Genomic DNA, 17,035 nt, shown 5'->3' with positions numbered 1-17,035 from the left:
TTGTACCTGTTTTAACTTGATTTAAGCCATTCAGGTAGCAGTGCAAGGAGTTGTTCTGATGGATATCGATTTTCGCAAAAAAATTAAAGCCGACCGCCCTCTTCAATCCAGCAAGCCAGCTTTCCCGTCCTACGACATCACTCGCCTGCAGTTCGCTTTCGAAAGTGACCGGGGCCGCATTATTAACTCTGCGGCCATCCGGCGCTTGCAACAAAAAACTCAAGTGTTCCCCCTGGAACGCAATGCTGCGGTACGCAGCCGATTAACCCATTCGATGGAAGTGCAGCAGGTAGGGCGTTTTATTGTGCAATCTATTTGCAGGCTGCTACGTGAAAAACACCAACTACCCAAAGAGAACGCGACTGATCCCTACCACTTCACTGAACTGGAACGCGCCACCGAAAGCCTGATTGAAATGGCTTGTCTGATGCACGACATTGGCAACCCGCCTTTTGGTCATTCGGGGGAAGCAGCGATCAATAAATGGTTTGCCTGCAACCTGTTTCGAATTAAGCCAAAAGAAGCAGTAAATAAATCTGAAACAGCCGCACACCTTTGGCAAATGCTCGCGCTGGAATTGCAAAACTATGAGGGCAATGCGCAGGGCATCCGGATTGTGACGTCGCTACAGACCATGAACCTGACTTACTCACAGCTTGCCTGCATTATGAAATACACCAGGCCGGCCTGGTTAGTGGTGGAAGAACAGCACAAAGATTACAGCTATCTGATGAAAAAACCCGGTTACTTCCATACCGAACACAGTTACATCAAACAGCAAAATGACCTCTTAGGCATTGCGGAGTTTCACCGTCACCCATTGAGCTACATCATGGAAGCAGCGGACGATATTTCATATTGCATTGCGGATATTGAAGATGCAGTTGAAAAGGGCATTCTGGGCCTGGACGAGTTAAAAACTGCGCTACTGGAACATTTTAAAGCGAAATGCAAAGTTGCAGTCGACAGCAAACTAAAAGGCCTGGGTGGCAACGCCGTCACCTTCGAGCAAATAGTGACGTCCGCATGGGATAAAACGCAGAACCTTACTGACAACAGGGTATATGAATTTTTTATCAGCTTACGCGTAGGCATCCTCCACCCGTTGGTTTGTCACGCCGCAGAGCAGTTTACAACGAACATTGAACAGGTCTTCCACGGCAGTTTTAACAGAGCGCTATTAGAAGATGAAAGCCAATACCATGCAGTTACGGAAACATTCAAATCAGTGGCCCGCGAATTTGTATTTAATGCCCGTGAGGTAGAGTTACTGGAAATACAGGGCTTTAAAATTATTGGCGGTTTATTAGACACCTACCTGCCCATACTTCGATTAAGCAAAGATGATTTCTCCCGAGTACTGGCGGGCAAGGCCAACAAAGACTTGCCATTGGAAAACCGGCTGGCAGGACGTTTACCCGGCAAATACAAATCCAGCTACCAAAAAGCATTACAAAACTCACCATACACCCTGCCGCATGACAACGAGGTGTACGAACGCTATTTGCGCTGCCGTTTAATTCAGGATCATATCAGCGGTATGACAGACCACTATGCACTGGACGAATACGAAGCGCTGGTGCTTTGCCGATAGAAAAACGCAGCTCAAAGCCTCGGTATGCCTGGCAACAACAAGACCTGCCAGGCGTACCGAAAAACTGCTTGCCGGTTGTGGTTTATTTAACGTTTTTTAGTGGGTGAATGGCTAACTTGCCTGCCCGGATAATGGCGCGAAAAGATTCTGCGGTGGTGGCCCAATCGACCAGATCCACCTTCCAGGGCAAGTTTGATTCAGAAAACGCTTCCGACAGTTCAGCCATAGCCGCCAGAGGCATAGGCTGTTCAGTCAGAATCACCAAATCCAGATCCGAAAAGGGTTTACAAGGCCCATCCACCCGCGAACCGAACGCCCACACTTCATGCTGGGGCAAATACTGCTGCAAAATGCGCTGCAATTCCTGCCATTCTGACGCGGAAACCTGCAGTCGATCAGGCTTATGCATGGCTTAACCGCTGTGTTAACTGGGTTGCCAGAAACTGTGCTTCCCGCAAAAAGGCTGGAATACCCGCCACCACCTGCAGCGCAATATCTTCATCGTAGGTGTGGCTGGTTTTACTGCACATATCACGGTAACTGCGCCAAACCGGCCAATCACCCAATAACAAGCCTTGTTCGTTGGCCGAACGAATTAAATCGGCAAAAGGCATAGTGTCAAACTGCTCAGGGCTGGCCGCACTCTGTTCCAGATAGCGTTTGAGCATTTTGTGGCTAATTTCATAGGTAAATTCAAAACGCTGCACCAATCCATCACGAATTTGTGTGTCGGTAATGTCTTGCTGATACCGCGCCCAGCCCTCATCCAGCCGTGAGATGGCGTTTTTTAACGGGGTGATATCCAGTGTCATCGTCTTGCTCTGCCTTTAAATCAATTGTTTATAAGCATACCCCAGCAGCAGCCTGGTGCCAAAAGCATCTTGCAACACAAACGACGGGGTAGAGTTAATTCCAGCTGGAGTGTTCACACAACCATGCCTACTGTTACCAGCGCCCCGGCGGAAGGCCAAAATCTGAGCAGAATCAATGGAGATCCTAATGAAACCTTCTGTGGCCTTAGCCAAACACCGTGAACAAATCCGCCAGGTTGTGGCTGCGCACCGCGCCAGCAATGTGCGGGTGTTTGGTTCTGTACTGCAAGGCACAGACACAGAACAAAGCGACCTCGATTTGCTGGTCGACCCAGGCCCGCAAATGACGATGTTCGATATAGGCGCTATACGCCACCAACTGCTGCAGTTGCTGCAGGTAAAGGTAGATGTATTAACCCCAAATGCCCTACCGGAAAAATTCCGTAGCACAGTACTCGCCAAGGCCCGGCCGGTATGAGCCGCTAATCACTGTCGAAGCCAGCCTGCAGCAGACAAAATCCGCCAACTAAAACATATCCTCAGCCGTACCGAAAAACTGCTTGCCGTTTCTGAAAAGCTGCTTTACCTTGGTTTTATTAAAGTAACAACAACGTGTTGCAGGTTGCCGGAAAAGGATGTTTAGGCAGTTTGGTTTTCAGGCGTTATCCGCTTTTAACTCTTCCGCTTTATTTATCCATTTTCTGCTTTATAAAAGATTTAACCTTTGGGGCATGGGCCAAGCACTTTCCTCACATTTTTAATTTCGAGGTGACAAATTGTTCAGCATCAAATCAAATGAAATAAGAAGCTGTGTTAAAAGTTTAGCTAACAATGTTAGGGCTGAAAACATAGACTACAAATCATATCTTGAACTATATTAAGGAATTGAAAATATAGAAAACATTCTAAATGTCAACAATACTGTTATTTATGGTAGGAGAGGGTCAGGAAAAACGCATTTATTGCGAGCACTAAGTGAAAAATTACTCGACAATTTTAAAGAAAAAAAATATTTTCCAATTTATATCGATCTACGAAGAATAATCCCTCTAATTCCTAAAGAGATAGAATCGCCAGAATCAAATGCAATACTAATATTTAAACACATACTGCAAGAAATATCCATTAATTGCTATACGAATGTTAATTCAATATTTGGGTACAATCCATTTTCAGATAAAAACATTTCTCAACAAAAGACAGATAAACTTTTCGAACAATTCTCAAAAATTTACTTAGAGTTTGACGGAACCACATTCAGAAAATCAAAGGAGTTATCAATATCAGAAGAAGAGACTAATAGCCTTAAGACTTCAGCGCTATTATCAGTAACACCTAGCGCAACATTGTCTGCCGATAGCGACAAAAAGACTAGATCAGAATTTAAGTTAGGGTCATATATTTCTATATTAGATGTGACTAACGAGATGGAAAACCTGATAAGTTTATTGGAGCTTGATAGATTATTTATTCTCTTAGATGAATGGTCAGAAATTGGTACTGAGACACAAATTCACCTTGCGGAAATAATCAAAAAAATGTTTGCCGCATTAAAAGTAACTCTAAAAATTGCCGCCATACCCAACAGAACCAATCTCGGTATAAGAACTGACAGCAAATTTGTGGGTTTAGAGGATGGTGGTGATATATTTGGTTATCCACTGGATATGAGATATGTTTTTGAAGTAAACAAAACTCAAACAAGAGATTTTTTCAACGATTTGCTTTTAAAGCATTTAAATAGCCACGACAACCAATCAATAAATAAACTTTTGGAAGAAAACAAAACCCAGAATTCAAATGTGATAAATTTATTTCTTGCAAATGTAGCACTTAATGAAATACTTGTTGCATCAGCCGGAATCCCAAGAGACTTCATTAATCTTTTCATTAATTCGTATGACAGATTTATAATATCACACACATCAAACGCAAAAAGAATAAGTGTAAAAAATGTTAGGTCTGCCAACCTAGAGTGGTATGAAACAGACAAAAAAGAGCAAATAGATAAAAATCCAATTGAAAAGCAACTACTAACTGAAATCGTGCAGGAAGTCATAGAAAGAAAAAAATCAATTCATTTTTTAATTCCAGAAAAATACTCAACCAATAAACACATACAAAAATTAATTGATCTTAGAGCTCTACACCTTAGAAAAAGTGGATACTCTCATAAAGATCACTCTGGCGTTTCTTACAATGTTTACTCGATTGACTACGGATGTTATAACTCACTGAATATAGCAAAGAGTCAATTAGACAGTTCCGCAATTGATAATATGAATTTAAAAGATCTTAGAGACATAAGACGAATATCTTTGGAAGATTCTTTCTTTCAGAGATTTTTAATGAATATAGGAGAAGCATTTAGCTGCCCAAAGTGTCGAAAACCAATAGATACGAATCACCTAGCCTATACAAAACAAAAGATGTGCAACAATTGTTTTGAAATTGTTGCCTAGGAATCGAAATTTAAACATTCATTAGCTAATTGTCGGATGAGAATTTTCATTAACAAATGAATTAACCAATTACGCTTCACGTATTAATTTATTAAACTACTGGCGCAACAAATATACACTTTGATATTTAGACTGCTTCCACCCTCAAAAACGCCCTATAAGCCCCATTACTAGTGACCAGCCGGTATTCATAACCGAGCTGGTCCAAGTGTTCGGCTATCTCCGAATGATCGGCTATTTCAAACCCTGCCAATACATCGCCAGTCGCAGCGCCGTGGTTGCGGTAGTGGAATAGGGTGATATTGCACTCATCACCCAAAGTGGTGAGGAAGTTCATTAGTGCGCCGGGGTATTCCGGGAAGTTAAACTGGTACAGCTGCTCTTGCACTAAACGCGGTGGCATGCCGCCGACCATATGGCGCACATGCAGTTTGGCCAGTTCGTCGTCGGATAAATCCTGAAATTCGTAACCGGCATCGGCTAAGGCTTGGGTGACCTGCGCCAGCTCTTCAGCGCCGTGGCGCAGCTTAATACCAACAAAAATATGGGCTTTGTGATCGCTGGCGTAGCGGTAGTTAAATTCGGTAATGGCGCGCCCGCCTATGGTTTGGCAAAAGCGGCGGAAGCTGCCTTTTTGCTCGGGAATAGTCACGGCAAACACCGCTTCTTTTTTCTCGCCGAGCTCGCAGCGCTCCGACACATAACGCAGGGTGTCGAAGTTTAAATTGGCGCCGCTTAATACCGCACTTAGTTGCTGGCTGTGGTCGGCGCTGGCGGCGTATTTTTTCAGGCCCGCCAAAGAAAGCGCTCCGGCAGGTTCGGCCACGGCGCGTAAGTCGTCGAAAATGTCTTTTATTGCCGCACAAATTTCGTCGCTTGTAACCGTAATCACATCATCACAATACTGCTGCGCCAGTTTAAAGGTCTCGTTGCCTATGCGTTTCACCGCCACGCCGTCGGCGAACAGCCCAACCCGGTCGAGCGTGACTGGCGCGCCCGCTTCCAGCGCCGCTTTTAAACAGGCGGCGTCGTCGGGTTCTACCCCTATCACCTTCACACCCGGCATCACAGCTTTAATGTACAGCGCCATACCGGCCACCAGCCCGCCGCCGCCCACAGGCACAAAAACAGCGTCCAGTTTGTTGTGTTGGCTCAGCAGCTCTTTGGCCACTGTGCCCTGGCCTGCAACCACGTCCGGGTCATCAAAAGGTGGAATATAAATCGCGCCCTGCTCAGCGGCCAGCGCTATGGCGTGGCGGTTGGCTTCGTCAAAGGCGGTGCCGTGCAGCAGCACTTTGCCACCTAAGGCTTTGACTGCATTGACTTTAATTTCTGGCGTGGTGATCGGCATCACAATAGTGGCTTTAAGGCCTAATTTGCGTGCCGACATGGCCACGCCTTGGGCGTGGTTGCCTGCCGAAGCACAGATGACGGCAGCACTGGGGCTTTGCTCTTTTACCTTGCACAGCTTATGAAAAGCGCCACGCAGCTTAAAGGAATACACAGGCTGCAGGTCTTCCCGTTTTAACAGCACCTGATGGCCCAGCCGCTGGCTCAGCTTCGGCATGGCCTGCAGCGGGGTTTCCACCGCCAGTTGATACACGGGAGACAGTAAAATATCGCGCAAATAGGCCTGCTGCTGCGCTAAATCGGTGGCGGGTTTTTGCCAATAGGTATGGTTAGCCACGCCAGGCGCGGCATTTTTTACCTGGGGTGCGGCGGCAGTTTCGCGTTCTACCGCGGCCGTATTAAGCGCAGTGGCATCCATCATGCGTTAGTCCTGTTCCAGTTTGGATAAATCGCGCACTGCGCCTTTGTCGGCGCTGCTTGCCAGCATGGCGTAGGCCTTTAACGCCGGGCTGACGTAACGCTCGCGGTTCACAGGTTTCCAGCCCAGTTTGCCTTTGGCGTCCATCGCGGCGCGGCGCTCGTTCAGTTCGGCGTCGCTGATTTCAATGGCAATACGGCGGTTGGGAATATCAATGGCAATGCCATCGCCTTCTTCCACCAGCGCTATGGCACCGCCGCTGGCCGCTTCGGGTGACACGTGGCCAATGGACAAACCCGACGTACCGCCCGAGAAACGGCCGTCTGTGATCAGCGCACAGGCTTTGCCCAAACCCATCGACTTTAAGTAACTGGTGGGGTACAGCATTTCCTGCATACCGGGGCCGCCTTTGGGCCCTTCGTAACGAATAATCACCACGTCACCTGCGACCATTTTACCGGCCAGAATGGCGTCTACTGCGCTGTCCTGGCTTTCGAAAATACGGGCGCGGCCGTTAAACACCAGGTTTTCTTTTTCTACCCCGGCGGTTTTCACAATACAGCCATTGGGGGCCAGGTTGCCGAACAACACCGCCAGGCCACCGTCTTGCGAATAAGCGCCTTCCTTGCTGCGAATGCAACCGTCAAAGCGGTCGTCGTCCAGCGTGGGGTAACGGCAGTCCTGCGAAAAGGCCACAGTGGTACGAATACCGGCCGGTCCGGCGCGGTAAAAGTCGTGCACGGCCTGGTCTTTGGTTAAGGTAATGTCGTAGCGGTTGATCACGTCGCCCAACGAGCTGCCCGCCACATGCGGCGTGTTGGGGTTCAGCAGGCCAGCGCGTAATAACTCGCCCAGAATGGCAATCACGCCACCGGCGCGGTGCACGTCTTCCATATGGTATTTTTGGGTGGACGGTGCCACTTTGGACAGGTGCGGCACCATGCGCGACAAGCGGTCGATGTCGGCCATGCCAAAATCTACTTCGGCTTCCTGCGCCGCCGCCAGTAAGTGCAGCACTGTGTTGGTAGAACCGCCCATCGCAATATCCAGCATCATGGCGTTCTCAAACGCGGTTTTATTGGCAATGTTACGCGGCAAAGCGCTGGCGTCGTCTTGCTGATACCAGCGGTTGGTCAGCTGCATAATGCGTTTACCAGCGTTGATAAACAGCTGCTTACGGTCGGCGTGGGTGGCTAATAACGAACCATTACCCGGCTGGGCTAAACCTAAAGCTTCCACTAAGCAGTTCATCGAGTTGGCGGTAAACATGCCTGAACACGAACCACAGGTCGGGCAGGCGCTGCGTTCAATTTTTTCGCTGTCGGCGTCGCTGACATTGGGGTTGGCGGCGGACACCATAGCGTCCACTAAATCCAGCTTGATAATTTGATCCGACAGCTTGGTTTTACCGGCTTCCATGGGGCCGCCCGACACAAAGATCACCGGAATATTCAGCCGCAGTGAGGCCATTAACATACCCGGCGTGATTTTGTCGCAGTTGGAAATACAGACCATGGCGTCGGCGCAGTGGCCGTTCACCATATACTCCACCGAGTCGGCAATAATTTCGCGTGACGGCAGGCTGTACAACATACCGCCGTGGCCCATCGCAATGCCGTCGTCTATGGCGATGGTGTTGAATTCTTTGGCAATACCACCGGCCTCTTCAATGGCTTCGGCCACCAGTTTGCCTAAGTCACGCAAATGCACATGGCCCGGCACAAACTGGGTAAAGGAGTTCACCACCGCAATAATAGGCTTACCAAAGTCGGTATCTTTAACCCCTGTGGCGCGCCACAAGGCACGGGCTCCCGCCATATTGCGGCCTTCGGTGGTAGTGGCTGATCGTAACTTTGGCATACTTAGGTAACTCCAATTTGTTTAGTTCCCCTGCGTACTTGGAACCGCAGCGTTGTTGACTTCGCTCTTCGCCCCAGTCACATAGTTCACTATGCTCCTGGGGCCTCACTCGCTTGTCGCCTAGCTGCACTTCCAATTACTTTGGGGTGCATATAGTTTGTTTTTTGAACTCAGCCCTGGGCTGGGTTTTATAAATTTGTCTTTTTCAAGGATGAGCACCTCACCCTCTACTGTATTGCTCAACTTGCTCAGGGTTGCTGTGTTCCATAAAGCGACCGTTGAGCGCCAGGGACGGCGCGAAACGAGGCCCCCAGGGATGGGTTCACGGCCGTGTCGCTGTTGGAATTCAGCAACCCTGCCGCAGATCCATCTACGCCATGCCACCAAACCATCAACAACCCCAGGTCACGCCCGCATAGAACTGGCAGCACCTGCCGCTTTGCATTCCAGATGCTGCACGTCATACAGCTTATTCAGCTGATTGGTCAGCAGGCTGATCGGCTTGTCACTGTTAATCGAGAGCGTCAGCAACAGCCCGCTGAAATCCGCCAGCGGCTTCATTTCAAAAGACGCCAGCTCAAAACCCCGGTAGCGCGTCACCTGCAACACCCGCTCCAACGCCACCTGCTCATTCTTGGTTTGTATCGTTAACACATGGTTCATTGGTTCGCTCCCGTTAACATATCCTGATTCGCGGCGCCCGGCGGCACCAGCGGCCAGACATTGTCTTTTTCATCAATCCGTACATGCAGTAAGTACGGCCCCGGCCAGGTAAACATGGCTTCCAGCGCCGGTAACACCTCGTCTTTGCGGCTGATGCTGTGGCCTGGTATGGCAAAAGCCGCTGCTAACGAGACAAAATCCGGGTTGTCGGACAAATCGGTTTCGCTGTAGCGCTCATCAAAAAACAACTGCTGCCACTGCTTCACCATGCCCAGCTTCTGGTTGTCGACAATGACAATTTTCACCGGCAGGCGAAAGCGCTTGATGGTGCCCAGTTCCTGCACATTCATCATAAAAGAGCCATCGCCGCTGACCGCTATGACCGTGTCTTTCGGCCGCGCCAGCTGCGCACCAATGGCCGCCGGTAAACCAAAACCCATAGTGCCTAAACCGCCGCTGCTTAAATGGTTGCGTGGGCTGGAAAAACTCATATGCTGCGCCACCCACATTTGGTGCTGGCCCACGTCGCAGCACACCACCGCATTGTCGGGGGCGCGGTCGCTCAGTTGTTTCAGCATTAAAGGCGCAAAAATCTGCTCGCCCGGGTGGTCGTAGCGCCAGCCGTGTTGCTGTTTCAGCTGCTGACAATGCGCCAGCCAGTCGGCGCAGTAAGTGGGTACGGCCATGGCAGGCAGCAGTGCACGCAAATCGCCCAACATGGCGCAGTCGGCACGGCGCAGTTTGTGCAGTTCGGCCGGGTCTATGTCGATATGGATCACTTTGGCGTCGGGCGCAAAAGCGGCCAGTTTGCCGGTGACACGGTCGTCAAAGCGGGCCCCTAAACAAATCAGCAAATCGCATTGCTGCACCGCAAAGTTGGCGGCCTGAGTGCCATGCATGCCCAACATGCCCAGGTAATAAGGGTTGCTGGCATTCACAGTGCCCATGCCTTTTAAGGTGGTCACCGACGGCATTGGGCTTTGCTGTAAAAAGGCATTCAGCTCTGCTTCGGCGCCGGCCATATGCACACCACCGCCAATGTAAGCGATGGGCTTTTTTGCGCCCTGAATCAATAAACGCGCCTGGTCTAACGCCGCCACCGGCAAATGAGATGCGGCTGGTTCTGCGGCATTGTCGGCCACCAAACGGGGTTTGAGCTGCACTTCAGCCAGTTGCACATCTTTGGGAATATCCACCAGCACAGGGCCGGGGCGGCCTGACACCGCCAGTTCAAAAGCCTGGTGTAAGGTGGCTTCCAGCTCATTGACGTCACGCACCATAAAGCTGTGTTTGGTCACGCTCAGGCTTAAACCCAATACGTCCACTTCCTGAAAGGCGTCGGTACCCATCACGGCTTGTGACACCTGGCCTGTGATGGCCACCACGGGCACTGAGTCCAATAAAGCATCGGCCAGAGAAGTAATTAAGTTGGTGGCACCCGGGCCTGAGGTGGCCATGCAGACGCCAATTTTGCCGGAGCTGCGGGCATAACCAATGGCAGAGAACGCGCCGCCTTGTTCATGGCGACACAGGTAGTGTTTGACCTTGCTGCCGTACAGCGCGTCGTAAATGGGCATAATGGCGCCGCCGGGGTAGCCGAACACATGTTCAACTCCTTGTTGTTCCAGCAGGTTAATTACCAGTTCTGCGCCTTTCATACCCCATCCCCTTTTTGGCCTTCGTGCTTGGCGCTGTAGCGTTGTTGACTACTCACCCAGCACCGCATTGGACGCTGGACGGGCGGGGGTCAACCCCGCCCCTACGTATTCATCTGTCCTGCAACGCCAATTACTTTGAGCTCTCAATTTTCTGTGTTGCTGTTACCGTTACAACAAAACCTGTTTCGAACTTTTCGGGGACCTTAAAAACACAAAACCCCCGAACCTTTCGGTGCGGGGGTTTTGTTGAGAATTTTGTGCTGCTTAAAATTCCAAACGCGATCCCCCGCAGTGACTAATCACCACGAGCACGAGGACCACAATAATGTTCAGAATTGAAGCTAAACGCATTTTTGTATTTTAACTCTTAGGTTAATTTTACTTATTTGTTGTTCCGGCGGTGTTTTTACGTTGTGCCGGAACATTGCGCTATTAGAAATAGCCGTCTAAACATCTTTAGTCAACAACTATTTTTGCTTTTTGCCGCGTTTTGTAAAAAAATTACAGGCCGCACAGGCAGTTATCCGGGCTGCGCTGTGGTCAAATCAGCGATCCCAAGCAGCTTGGCGTTGCAGCAAGGCGACAAGCCAGTGAGACCCCAGGAGCATAGTCAACCTATGTGACTGGGGCGAGATGGCGCAGTCAACACAGCTGCAGCGTCAAGGGCGACGGGGATAAAGAGCAGGTATGGATCAGTTAGAACTATTCGACTTACCCAACCCCTGTATTGGGGTATGCCAAAGCAATAACCGTGGTTATTGTGTCGGCTGCCTGCGCTCGCGCGATGAACGCTTTGGCTGGCATGACAAGCCGGTGGCCGAACGTGCCCGTATTCTGAAATTGCTGGAGCAGCGCCGGGCCCGCCGCGACGCCGCCCGACTGGCCGGTAAACCGGACAGCAACCTGGAAGCAGATGCGGATCCAACTCCTGACCTCTTTGGTTTCTGAGCCAGCCACAGATACACCGATTGCGCATTCTGAGCGCAATGGCTACAGTGGATTCAGAACATTTCCTGGAAATCAGCAGTGTCCGCCATTTTATCCCAGTCATCCGAAATCCTTCAAAAGCAACTTCTGCATATCCGTGGCGATTTTGCCAATGCCTTGTGGCGTAACTTTGCCCTGATTTCGTTGTTTGGCGTGCCGTTGTCTTGCCTGCGGGCGCTCAATACCGGCTGGTTGCCGCTGTACAACCTGCATATTGCGGTCGGCCTGGTGTTTGTTGGCGGTGTATGGCTGCTGCCGAAGCTGACGACAGCACTCAAAGGCGGTTTGCTGATCCTGCTGTTCTGGCTCATTGGTCTGCCGGGCGCCATGCACTTTGGTTTTGCCTCTCCGGGCATCTGGTGGCTGGTGCTAAGTTGTGTGGTGTCACATCTGTTGTTCCGGCCCCTGGTCACTGTGCTGCTGGCGGTGACAGCCTCACTGAGCCTGTTCGGCCTGGCGCTTGGCTTTATTTACGGGTACCTGAATGTTCCGTTCAGTGTGCGTTCTTATATGACAGACCCAATCGCCTGGGCCACCTACCTGACCGTCAACTTTATCGCTTTTGTGGTGGTGTTCCGCACAGTGGTCAGCCACAGCGCAGCGCTGCAGGCCTACGCCCAGCATCAGTTCCGTCAGTGGGTGGAGGATTTGCCTTTGGGTATAGTGGTACTGAATAAACTGGGCCAGCCTTTTTACCGCAATAAAACCGCGCAGCAGTGGTTTGGCACTGAGCCCCCCCAACTGAACCTGCTGTTGGGCCAACAGGCCTGCCCGCTGGACGACAGCCAGTTGCCGGAGCAACGCGCCTTATCGGGCGAGCGGGTGCAAATGGATAACCTGCAGTTGCAGCAGGGCCATGACGCCCGTTTATTGCAGGCCTGGGGCCGGCCAGGTTATAACCCGGATGGCGCTCTGAGCTTTGGTATTGCGGTCTACGAAGACATTACAGCCCGTAAAAAACTGGAGCGGGTGAAAGACCAGTTTGTCTCCACCGTCAGTCACGAACTACGCACCCCACTGACGTCCATCCACGGTGCGCTGAAGCTGGTACTGGGGAATGCATTGGGCGAACCGCCGGAAAAAATTCGCGCCATGCTGGAAATTGCCGAATTAAACAGCCAGCATTTAATTCGTTTAATCAATGACTTACTGGATATTCAAAAAATTGAAGCAGGCGAGCTGACCTTTGACCTCAGCCAGTTTCAGCTGGGCCCCTGGCTACGCACCGCGGTGCAGCAACTGTCAGGTTATGCCATCAGTCATCAGGTCAGCTTTGAGCTGGCAGAACCTGACTGTTCCTGCTGGGTGAACGCCGACAGCAACAGGCTGATGCAGGTGATGGGCAATCTGCTGTCCAATGCCGCCAAATTCTCTCCGGCAGGTGCTGTGGTGCAGATCCGGCTGCAGTGCCTGGAAAAGGGCTGCCGTATTGCCATTGCCGACCGGGGCCCCGGTATTGCTGACAACTTTAAAGAGCGCATCTTTCAACCATTCAGTCAGTCCGATACCTCAGACCGCCGCCAGTTTGGCGGTACAGGTTTGGGCCTCAGCATCAGCAAAGCGCTGGTGGAAAAACATGGCGGCCGGTTGTGGTTTGACAGTACAGAAGGCCAGGGCAGCACTTTTTATGTGGACCTGCCAGCGGCAACTGAACCGGCCTGAAACAGCTGACCCAACCAGCCACTGAAGACCCGTAAGTTCCGGCTCATCAGCTTGCGGTGTGCATAAAGCAGATTGACCGGCATGGCCGGCGCATTAAAATCAGCCAGCACCTGAATCATCTGACCGCTGTGCAGGTAAGGCCGGGCACCGCTTTCCGGCAGCTGGATCAGGCCCAGCCCGGCCAGACAGGCGGCGCTGTAGGCTTCCGCGTTATTGACAGTGATTTGACTGGGCATCCGGATACGCTGCAGCACAGCCCCATCCAGGTACTCAAATTCGGCTTTTTGTGTTGTCAGTTGCTGGCTGTAATTGACCAGCTGGTGCCGGGCTAAATCCTCCAGTCGCGTGGGGGTACCAAAGCGCTGGATATAAGCCGGACTGACGCAGTTAATCTGTTTCATCTGACCGAGCGGCCTGGCGATCAGGCTGCTGTCTTTCAGCTCACCCACCCGGACTATGGCGTCAAAACCTTCGGCAATTAAATCCACCCGCCGGTCTGTGCTCGACAGCTGCAAGTGCAACTGCGGATGCTGCTGTAAAAAATCCGGTAAGCGCGGCAACACCAGGTTTTTCGCCAACCCGGTGGGCATATCAATCCGCAGCACACCACTAAGCTGCTGATCGCCGGGTTTGAACAGCTGCTGCAACTCATCAAACTCACGCAATAACTCGCTGCAGCGGCGCAGGAATTGCTGGCCGTCACTGCTCAGTTCCACCCGTCTGGTGGTGCGGTGCAGCAAACGGCTGCCAAGACGGTGCTCCAGTTGCTGCACAGCTTCCGACACCGAAGTTTTTGGCAGCCCGAGTTGCTCAGCGGCCCGGCTGAAGCTGCCCAGTTCCGCCACCCGCACAAAGATCTGCATCTGCAAAATTCTGTCCATTGTTTGGCCTGTTTATCCGGATATGGCGAATAGTGATTTCGAAATTAGCTCATTTATCCAGACATTTCCATGCAATAAGCTAGGCGTCATCCACACAGAGGAGCACAGCATGAACACAAAAATTGCATTAATTACCGGCGCCAGCCGCGGTTTGGGCAAAAACGCAGCTTTGGCGTTAGCCAGGGCCGGCCATGATCTGGTGATCACTTACCATAGCCAGGCCGAGGCGGCGGCAGCGGTCGTGCGTGCCATTGAAGCCCTTGGCCGCAAGGCGGTGGCTTTGCAACTGGATACCAGCAACATTTCGTCATTTGCAGGGTTTTCTCAGCAGTTAGCTGCAACGTTGCAGCAGCATTGGCAACGCGACCGCGTTGATTATCTGGTCAATAATGCCGGGACTGGGGTACATAGCCCGATCAGCGAAACCACGGCGGAGCAGTTTGACACCATGGTCAATGTGCATTTAAAAGGCGTCTTTTTCCTGACGCAAACCTTATTGCCACAACTGAAAGACGGCGGTGCGATACTGAACCTGTCCAGTGGTCTGGCGCGTTTTTCGCTGCCTGGCTACGCCGCTTACGCCATGATGAAAGGGGGCATTGAAGTATTCAGCCGTTATCTGGCGCTGGAATTAGGGCCTCGCCGTATCCGGGTCAATACGCTGGCGCCCGGTGCCATCGAAACTGACTTTGGTGGAGGTCTGGTGCGGGACAACGCTGGCTTAAACCAGCTGATTGCGTCGCAAACGGCTCTGGGCCGGGTGGGGCTGCCGGATGATATAGGTGGTGCTGTCGTCGCGCTGTTATCGGACAACAGCGGCTGGATTAACGGCCAGCGTATTGAAGCCTCAGGCGGCATTCATTTGTAAGCCTGATACGGGGATGGGGAGGGTCAAGCCCCTCCCCTACACCTGACATCGATGAATGACGCAGGGGCATGGGTTTACCCCGCCCCGTCAGGCAAAGCCACTTAGCTTTGCCAGATTTGCAGCTGGTACGCACCCAGCTCTGGGGTGTCGTCTTCCTGCCAGCTGATGTTTAAGCCCTGCGGCACCAGTGGTGCCGGAATGGTCTGCGCTTCTGCGGACAGGTTCAGCAGCAGCACCGACTGCTGCTGGCCTAAAGTGCGGCTCAGTTTCAGCAGTTTGCCGTCGGCCAGCAGTTCTGCACTGTAATCACCTGCAATGCCAAATTCCGGCCGTTTTTTCTGTGCGATCAAAAATTTATACAAAGACCAGACCGACTTCGGATCTTGCTGCTGCGCTGCTACCGTCGCAGGGCCTTGCAGTTGGGCTGCTAAAAATGGCGCCCACCAGCTGGTATCCCCTTGTGGCGGGAACAGGTTGTCCGACTGCACCCAGACTTTATCAGCCGTGGTAAAACCAGCCTGATTGGAGCCATCCCAGAACATCGGCGAACGACGGTGCATATGTTCGTTGTCGGAGGCCTGCGTCAGCGCAATTTCTTCGCCGTAATACATGTAAGTGGTACCCGGTGAGGCAAATAACATGGCGGCTGCCAGCTTGGCTTTATTAACATCCCGACCCAGCTGCCAGGCCAGCCGTGGCTGGTCGTGATTGGTCAGGAAGGGGCTGAAAAACTCAAAAGGCGCACCAGAGGCTTTGCGGTCCTCAAAGTTGTTTTGCAGGCTGTTGCCGGCTTTTTTGTGCTGCGCCATGGTGCCAAACTCGGCGTTTTGTGCCCCGGCGTTTAAAAGCTCCAGCACTTTGTAGCCAAAGTCAAAATCAAAACCTGCGTCCAGGCCTTTGCCTTCGCCCCAATAACGGGCCGCCACCGGAATATCCACCCAGGCTTCCGCCACTAAATAAGCGTCTGGCTTCACACTTTTGACGTACTGAGTAAAATCCACCCAATAATCAATAGTTTGTTGTGTATCTGCCTGCTGTCCCGGGCCGTTTTCAATGGCATACCGCACCGCGTCCAGCCGGAAACCCGCCACCCCTTTATCCAGCCAGAATTTGGCGGCTTTTTTCATTTCGGCCACCACATCCGGGTGGGTCAGGTTCAGGTCGGGCTGTGATGCACCAAAGGCCGCGTAGTAATAAGCTTTGCGTTGCTCGTTCCAGTGCCAGACCGCTTCAGGCTTCACCTCTTTGTTCCAGGCCGGGCCCCAGCCGTCCTGTGGCAGTTCGTCACGCCAGATAAAATAATCTTTGTAAGGGGCTTCGCCAGCAGCAGAACGTTGAAACCAGTCGTGTTCGCTGGAAATATGGTTGATCACCAAATCCAGAATCACTTTGATATTTTTGCTGTTGGCGTCCTGCACCAAGGCTTCAAAATCGGCCATGCTGCCGTAGTCCTGCTCCACCTCATAGAATTCAGTGAAGTCGTAGCCATGGTAAGACGGCGCTTCAAACATCGGGGTCAGCCAGATGGCGTTAATGCCTAAATCCTGCAGGTACGGCAGTTTGGCCTGAATACCTTTAAAATCGCCAATGCCGTCGGCATTGGTGTCGTAAAAACTGCGGGGCCAGATTTGATAGACCACAGCGTCCTGCCACCAGGGCGCTTGCGCCTGAGCTGTGGCAGCAGGTGCGGCCACCGCGTTGCTTGTGCTGTTGTCCGGGGCTTTGGTGCAGGCGTTTAACGCCAGCGCCAATGAAAGCGCTATAACTGTTGATTTAAACATCGTCTGATCCCTGTTGTTTTCTTGTTGGCCCCAGCTTAG

At 51.6% G+C, this 17,035-nt stretch carries 14 protein-coding genes; 6 read left to right on the top strand and 8 right to left on the bottom strand.

Annotation, left to right across the window (positions count from 1 at the left end; all coding sequences use genetic code 11):
- Positions 1 to 58: 58 nt before the first annotated feature.
- Positions 59 to 1,594, top strand: coding sequence for a dGTPase (gene dgt / locus WKJ04_RS08835; protein WP_337880091.1), 1,536 nt, complete (start codon positions 59 to 61; stop codon positions 1,592 to 1,594).
- 82 nt (positions 1,595 to 1,676) lie between these two features.
- Here the strand turns inward: dgt and WKJ04_RS08830 are convergent, their stop codons facing one another.
- Together WKJ04_RS08830 and WKJ04_RS08825 are read right to left on the bottom strand one after the other, a co-directional pair.
- Positions 1,677 to 2,003, bottom strand: a complete 327-nt coding sequence (locus tag WKJ04_RS08830; protein WP_337880090.1) for a nucleotidyltransferase domain-containing protein — start codon at positions 2,001 to 2,003, stop codon at positions 1,677 to 1,679.
- Positions 1,996 to 2,406 carry a nucleotidyltransferase substrate binding protein gene (locus WKJ04_RS08825; protein ID WP_337880089.1) on the bottom strand — a complete coding sequence of 137 codons (411 nt, stop codon included), beginning with the start codon at positions 2,404 to 2,406 and terminating at the stop codon, positions 1,996 to 1,998. Before WKJ04_RS08825 ends, WKJ04_RS08830 begins: the two co-directional genes overlap by 8 nt.
- Positions 2,407 to 2,593: 187 nt before the next feature.
- Between WKJ04_RS08825 and WKJ04_RS08820 the strand changes: the two genes are divergently transcribed.
- Together WKJ04_RS08820 and WKJ04_RS08815 are read left to right on the top strand one after the other, a co-directional pair.
- On the top strand, positions 2,594 to 2,884 hold the full coding sequence (locus WKJ04_RS08820) for a nucleotidyltransferase family protein (RefSeq protein WP_337880088.1): 291 nt from the start codon (positions 2,594 to 2,596) through the stop codon (positions 2,882 to 2,884).
- 484 nt (positions 2,885 to 3,368) lie between these two features.
- Positions 3,369 to 4,868 carry a hypothetical protein gene (locus WKJ04_RS08815; RefSeq protein ID WP_337880087.1) on the top strand — a complete coding sequence of 500 codons (1,500 nt, stop codon included), beginning with the start codon at positions 3,369 to 3,371 and terminating at the stop codon, positions 4,866 to 4,868.
- Between the two features lie 127 nt (positions 4,869 to 4,995).
- On the opposite strand, the gene ilvA is transcribed toward WKJ04_RS08815, so the two are convergent.
- The 4 genes from ilvA to ilvG form a co-directional block, all read right to left on the bottom strand.
- Complete coding sequence (ilvA, locus tag WKJ04_RS08810; protein WP_337880086.1) at positions 4,996 to 6,639, bottom strand: threonine ammonia-lyase, biosynthetic; 1,644 nt, start codon at positions 6,637 to 6,639, stop codon at positions 4,996 to 4,998.
- Between the two features lie 3 nt (positions 6,640 to 6,642).
- Complete coding sequence (gene ilvD / locus WKJ04_RS08805) at positions 6,643 to 8,496, bottom strand: dihydroxy-acid dehydratase (RefSeq protein ID WP_337880085.1); 1,854 nt, start codon at positions 8,494 to 8,496, stop codon at positions 6,643 to 6,645.
- A 405-nt stretch (positions 8,497 to 8,901) separates the two neighbouring features.
- Positions 8,902 to 9,159 (bottom strand): acetolactate synthase 2 small subunit, encoded by a 258-nt coding sequence (gene ilvM / locus WKJ04_RS08800; protein ID WP_337880084.1) that lies wholly within the window; start codon positions 9,157 to 9,159, stop codon positions 8,902 to 8,904.
- On the bottom strand, positions 9,156 to 10,817 hold the full coding sequence (ilvG, locus tag WKJ04_RS08795; RefSeq protein ID WP_337880083.1) for an acetolactate synthase 2 catalytic subunit: 1,662 nt from the start codon (positions 10,815 to 10,817) through the stop codon (positions 9,156 to 9,158). The genes ilvM and ilvG overlap by 4 nt, the downstream gene beginning before the upstream one ends.
- 687 nt (positions 10,818 to 11,504) lie before the next feature.
- Between ilvG and WKJ04_RS08790 the strand changes: the two genes are divergently transcribed.
- Positions 11,505 to 11,765: a DUF1289 domain-containing protein gene (locus tag WKJ04_RS08790; protein ID WP_337880082.1), complete on the top strand. Its 261-nt coding sequence runs from the start codon at positions 11,505 to 11,507 to the stop codon at positions 11,763 to 11,765.
- Positions 11,766 to 11,843: 78 nt separating this feature from the next.
- Positions 11,844 to 13,466, top strand: coding sequence for an ATP-binding protein (locus WKJ04_RS08785; RefSeq protein ID WP_337880081.1), 1,623 nt, complete (start codon positions 11,844 to 11,846; stop codon positions 13,464 to 13,466).
- Here WKJ04_RS08785 and WKJ04_RS08780 read toward each other — a convergent pair.
- Positions 13,430 to 14,347: a LysR family transcriptional regulator gene (locus WKJ04_RS08780; protein WP_337880080.1), complete on the bottom strand. Its 918-nt coding sequence runs from the start codon at positions 14,345 to 14,347 to the stop codon at positions 13,430 to 13,432. The genes WKJ04_RS08785 and WKJ04_RS08780 overlap by 37 nt on opposite strands.
- Positions 14,348 to 14,456: 109 nt before the next feature.
- Between WKJ04_RS08780 and WKJ04_RS08775 the strand changes: the two genes are divergently transcribed.
- Positions 14,457 to 15,215: an SDR family oxidoreductase gene (locus WKJ04_RS08775; RefSeq protein ID WP_337880079.1), complete on the top strand. Its 759-nt coding sequence runs from the start codon at positions 14,457 to 14,459 to the stop codon at positions 15,213 to 15,215.
- Between the two features lie 101 nt (positions 15,216 to 15,316).
- Here the strand turns inward: WKJ04_RS08775 and WKJ04_RS08770 are convergent, their stop codons facing one another.
- On the bottom strand, positions 15,317 to 16,996 hold the full coding sequence (locus WKJ04_RS08770) for an alpha-amylase family glycosyl hydrolase (protein ID WP_337880078.1): 1,680 nt from the start codon (positions 16,994 to 16,996) through the stop codon (positions 15,317 to 15,319).
- Between the last annotated feature and the right edge of the window lie 39 nt (positions 16,997 to 17,035).

Origin of the sequence: Rheinheimera sp., assembly GCF_037442345.1 — a bacterium.
Lineage (GTDB): Bacteria > Pseudomonadota > Gammaproteobacteria > Enterobacterales > Alteromonadaceae > Pararheinheimera.
Note: the sequence above shows the minus strand (reverse complement) of the source record. Positions and strands in the feature narration are given on the sequence as shown.

Excerpts from the sequence above, each read along its gene's own strand:
- ilvM (WP_337880084.1), bottom strand. The coding sequence starts at position 9,159 with ATGAACCATGTGTTAACGATACAAACCAAGAATGAGCAGGTGGCGTTG.
- WKJ04_RS08830 (WP_337880090.1), bottom strand. The coding sequence starts at position 2,003 with ATGCATAAGCCTGATCGACTGCAGGTTTCCGCGTCAGAATGGCAGGAA.
- WKJ04_RS08790 (WP_337880082.1), top strand. The coding sequence starts at position 11,505 with ATGGATCAGTTAGAACTATTCGACTTACCCAACCCCTGTATTGGGGTA.
- WKJ04_RS08820 (WP_337880088.1), top strand. The coding sequence starts at position 2,594 with ATGAAACCTTCTGTGGCCTTAGCCAAACACCGTGAACAAATCCGCCAG.
- WKJ04_RS08780 (WP_337880080.1), bottom strand. The coding sequence starts at position 14,347 with ATGGACAGAATTTTGCAGATGCAGATCTTTGTGCGGGTGGCGGAACTG.
- WKJ04_RS08770 (WP_337880078.1), bottom strand. The coding sequence starts at position 16,996 with ATGTTTAAATCAACAGTTATAGCGCTTTCATTGGCGCTGGCGTTAAAC.
- ilvA (WP_337880086.1), bottom strand. The coding sequence starts at position 6,639 with ATGATGGATGCCACTGCGCTTAATACGGCCGCGGTAGAACGCGAAACT.
- WKJ04_RS08775 (WP_337880079.1), top strand. The coding sequence starts at position 14,457 with ATGAACACAAAAATTGCATTAATTACCGGCGCCAGCCGCGGTTTGGGC.
- ilvD (WP_337880085.1), bottom strand. The coding sequence starts at position 8,496 with ATGCCAAAGTTACGATCAGCCACTACCACCGAAGGCCGCAATATGGCG.
- ilvG (WP_337880083.1), bottom strand. The coding sequence starts at position 10,817 with ATGAAAGGCGCAGAACTGGTAATTAACCTGCTGGAACAACAAGGAGTT.
- dgt (WP_337880091.1), top strand. The coding sequence starts at position 59 with ATGGATATCGATTTTCGCAAAAAAATTAAAGCCGACCGCCCTCTTCAA.
- WKJ04_RS08825 (WP_337880089.1), bottom strand. The coding sequence starts at position 2,406 with ATGACACTGGATATCACCCCGTTAAAAAACGCCATCTCACGGCTGGAT.